This is a genomic window from Flavobacterium sp., assembly GCF_035456225.1.
Taxonomy (GTDB): domain Bacteria; phylum Bacteroidota; class Bacteroidia; order Flavobacteriales; family Flavobacteriaceae; genus Flavobacterium.
On the sequence record NZ_DATIDM010000132.1, the window covers coordinates 1 to 3,718 of the forward strand.

Genomic DNA, 3,718 nt, shown 5'->3' on the forward strand with positions numbered 1-3,718 from the left:
GTTTTCGGTTACCGAAATGCTGTAGAAAATCTTGATTACCCCTGAAATCGTTCCGATGAATCCAAGGGTTGGTGCGATACCGGCAATAAGTCCTAATTGACCAAGGTGCTGCTCCATTTCGGCAATTTCGATATCGGCGGCGCGGTCCATATTCGATTCTATTTCGGCGATGGGACGGCCAATTAACGTAATTCCTTCTTTGATTACGTTTCCGGAAGCGGTATTGGTTCTTTCGGTTATGGAACGGGCCAGTTCGAAATTCCCTGCAGTCAGATGATCTTTGACATCACGCATCAAAAGAGGGTCAACTTTGGCTTTTTTACTAATATATAAGTAGCGTTCTATAATGATATAAAAAGTATAAAACAGCAGTATCGCGATGGGGATTAAAAAAACTCCTCCTTTAAAAACAAACTCTAAAACAGATATTTCGTTATTAGTTGCCACTTTTTCGACAACAACATTAGACGCAGCATTGGCAAGGGTATCGGCCTGTAATTGTATGAAACTAAACATATTTTATTCCTGGTTTATAATCGTTAATTGCAAAAAATATTTCAATTTTGCATAAATAAATTTCGTTGTAATATTAAACTAAAAAAAGCGAAAAATATTTCAATTTTAAACTATTTTATCAAAAATAAATGAATTATCAGGAAACCACAAACTGGATGTTTAATCAACTTCCAATGTATCAGCATCAGGGTGCTTCGGCCTACAAAAAAGACCTGACCAATGTTATTTTACTAGCGGAACATCTTGATAATCCCCATAAAAAAACAAAATGTATTCACGTTGCCGGCACCAACGGAAAAGGCTCCACCTCGCACATGCTGGCTTCTGTTTTGCAGGAAGCAGGATACAAAGTTGGGCTATATACTTCGCCTCATCTGAAAGATTTCAGGGAGCGAATCAAAATTAACGAAAAGGAAATCTCCGAAGATTTTGTATGTGAATTTATAGCAAAGCACAAATCTTTTTTTGAGGCTAATGACATGAGTTTCTTTGAAATGACGGTTGGATTGGCTTTTGAATATTTTGCTGAAGAAAAAACAGATATCGCCATTATCGAAGTTGGTTTGGGCGGAAGGCTCGATGCTACCAACATTATCACTCCTTTGGTTTCGGTAATAACCAATATCGGTATTGACCATGTTCAGTTTCTTGGCAACACTTTAGAATTAATAGCAGGTGAAAAAGCGGGAATCATCAAACCTGAAATTCCTGTTGTCATCGGCGAATACACTCCAGAAACACAGCCTGTTTTTTTGGCGAAAGCCGAAGAAAACAAGGCCGAAATCTTTTTTGCTTCGGATTTAATTTCGGAGACACCTCCTTCTGATTTGATTGGTGATTACCAGGAACACAATAAAAAAACGGTAATTCAGACTTTCAAAATTCTGAACAAACAAACCGATTTTAAAGTTAGTGACGAAAACATTACATCGGGTTTACTACATGTAGTTAAAAACACCGGATTGTTAGGACGATGGCAACAATTGGGAGAAAACCCAAAAGTGATTTGCGACACGGCGCACAACAAAAATGGTCTCGAAATTGTTTTGAATCAAATTAAAAAAGAGACTTTCAATAAATTACACATTGTATTGGGTGTGGTTAACGATAAAGACCTCAACGAAGTTCTTCCTTTATTTCCTAAAGACGCCACTTATTATTTCTGTAAACCGAATATTCCTCGTGGTTTGGACGCTCTTTTATTACAGGAAAAAGCATCAGAACATTCTCTAAAAGGGAACACTTATAACTCGGTAAAGGAAGCTTTTTCCGAAGCCAAAAATAATGCTTCAAAAGACGATTTTATTTATATTGGCGGGAGCACTTTTGTAGTGGCCGAATTACCTATTAATTAATGATTAGTACTCTGTTAATTCTTAATTCTTAACCCCAAATTCTTTACAACAACTAAAATAATTCGGGTTTTTCAAAATAAACTCATTTTTCATAATAGCCTGACTAACAATTAACTAACTTTGCATAAGTTTTTATTAATTATTCACCTAATCATTAGTTTATTATGAAAAAAAGAACTTTTTTTTCGTTGGGAATGTTAATTTTAACATTCTGTCTAAGCATAAACAGTTATGCTCAAGATCCCCCCAAACCTGTATTTATTACGATGACAACCCTACACAGAAATTTGAATACGGATCCTAAGGATTGGAAGGCAACGGAACAAGAGTACTTTGACAAAGTGACCAGCAAAAATGACCTTATTATAGGTTTTGAAATCCTTTCCCATTATTACACCGGCAACAATACCGAAGTAATTATAGTATGTATTTACAAAACTTGGGAAGATATTGAAAAAGCGCATTCTATCTCAGAGGATCTTGAAAAAAAAGCATGGCCGGATGAAAAAACCAGAACTGCTTTTTTTGACAAGCAAAAAAGTTATTACACTCCATTCCACTCAGATGAAATCTACTCTTCTGTTGAATCAATAGGCCGAATAGATTTCAAACCCACCAGTAAAGAACCCATGATTGTTTACATCCGAAAATCACAATTTTCGTTTGACGATAAAGCAAAAGACAAAGGAAAAGCCTTGATGAAAGAATTCAATGATAAAATAACATTGAAAGATCCTAATATCAAAGGATATTACCCTTTCCGTCATACTTGGGGATCGGACAGCCGGGATTTTATGGAGGCTTATTACTTTGACTCATTTGCTGATATAGAAAAATCCAACAAAAAACAGGACGAATTAGAAAAAGCTGCCTGGCCTAAAGAAGCTGACAGTAAAGCTTTTTTTGACGAATTAAAATTGGGTTTCACAGGCGTTCACGGTGATTATATTTACCATAATTTACCGGGTGTTTCTAAATAAAACAAAAAAGTACCAATCGTATTGAAACAATTGGTACTTTTTTTATTTGATTCAGATTATTTAATTTCCTTCTGTATCCTCAGTTTCTTCAATTTCCTCACCTTGTTTTCCCACTTTTACCTTTGGACTATCCTTAGTTCCTGTTACGGTTAGCGGAACCCCTATGATTCCAAAAGGAGGTAAACCCAATCGCATTTTGATGTTTAATTTGCCGTCCAGACTGGAAGTTCCTTCAATTCTTGGTCTAAAACCGGCAAACTTAAACTTAAATCTTTGAATAGTAATGATATTGTTTTTTACTGTTGTTTTGATTTTTACATCCGACAACTCTGGGTTTTCCATTTCCTCATGATCTGTTTTTTCACTCACAGCACCAAACATCTTCATCCCTTTCACTTTAACATTCTTTACCGAAATTGTTCCACCTCCTAATAAAGATGGATATACTGGCATCATTTGCTGATCCAATCTTCCTTTTATCTTGTAGTCCAAAGAGACAATACCTTCAGCTTTTTCGGCAGCACTTACCATGTCTCTGAACATTTTCACTTCTTTGTAAGCTCGTTTTATATCAAAATCTGTCGCTTTAATATGGTAATCAAAAAGTGCTTTTTGAGGATTCAACCCTTGATAAGTTGCATTCATTGTAACATTACAACCTATAAGATTGAAACCCGTGTTTTGCATAAGCATTTTACCGTCTTTCATTTTCACAGTTCCTTTACCATCCTGCAATATGAGTCCTTGGTAATTTATTTTATGAGCAGTAGCATAAAATTGCAAATCAAAATTGGCAGGGACCAAAATTACTCCTGTTTCGGGAGTTGGATTTTGTGGTGTACTCGTTGAAGTTGTTGTAGTCGTTCC

At 35.8% G+C, this 3,718-nt stretch carries 3 protein-coding genes and 1 pseudogene; 2 read left to right on the top strand and 2 right to left on the bottom strand.

All coding sequences use genetic code 11. The annotated features are described in order from the left end of the window. A partial coding sequence (locus VLB74_RS08035; RefSeq protein WP_325202938.1) for a MotA/TolQ/ExbB proton channel family protein occupies window positions 1–516 on the bottom strand: 516 nt, incomplete at its 3' end. A gap of 128 nt (window positions 517–644) precedes the next feature. Between VLB74_RS08035 and VLB74_RS08040 the strand changes: the two genes are divergently transcribed. Together VLB74_RS08040 and VLB74_RS08045 are read left to right on the top strand one after the other, a co-directional pair. Next, window positions 645–1,871: a bifunctional folylpolyglutamate synthase/dihydrofolate synthase gene (locus VLB74_RS08040; protein ID WP_325202939.1), complete on the top strand. Its 1,227-nt coding sequence runs from the start codon at window positions 645–647 to the stop codon at window positions 1,869–1,871. 266 nt (window positions 1,872–2,137) lie between these two features. Continuing rightward, window positions 2,138–2,851 carry a hypothetical protein gene (locus tag VLB74_RS08045; RefSeq protein WP_325202940.1) on the top strand — a complete coding sequence of 238 codons (714 nt, stop codon included), beginning with the start codon at window positions 2,138–2,140 and terminating at the stop codon, window positions 2,849–2,851. 60 nt (window positions 2,852–2,911) lie between these two features. On the opposite strand, the pseudogene VLB74_RS08050 reads toward VLB74_RS08045, so the two are convergent. Next, window positions 2,912–3,718, bottom strand: a pseudogene (locus VLB74_RS08050) (AsmA-like C-terminal region-containing protein); the annotation flags it as partial.

Bases quoted from the DNA above. Each gene is read 5' to 3' on its own strand.
- VLB74_RS08040 (WP_325202939.1), top strand. From the start codon at position 645: ATGAATTATCAGGAAACCACAAACTGGATGTTTAATCAACTTCCAATG.
- VLB74_RS08045 (WP_325202940.1), top strand. From the start codon at position 2,138: ATGACAACCCTACACAGAAATTTGAATACGGATCCTAAGGATTGGAAG.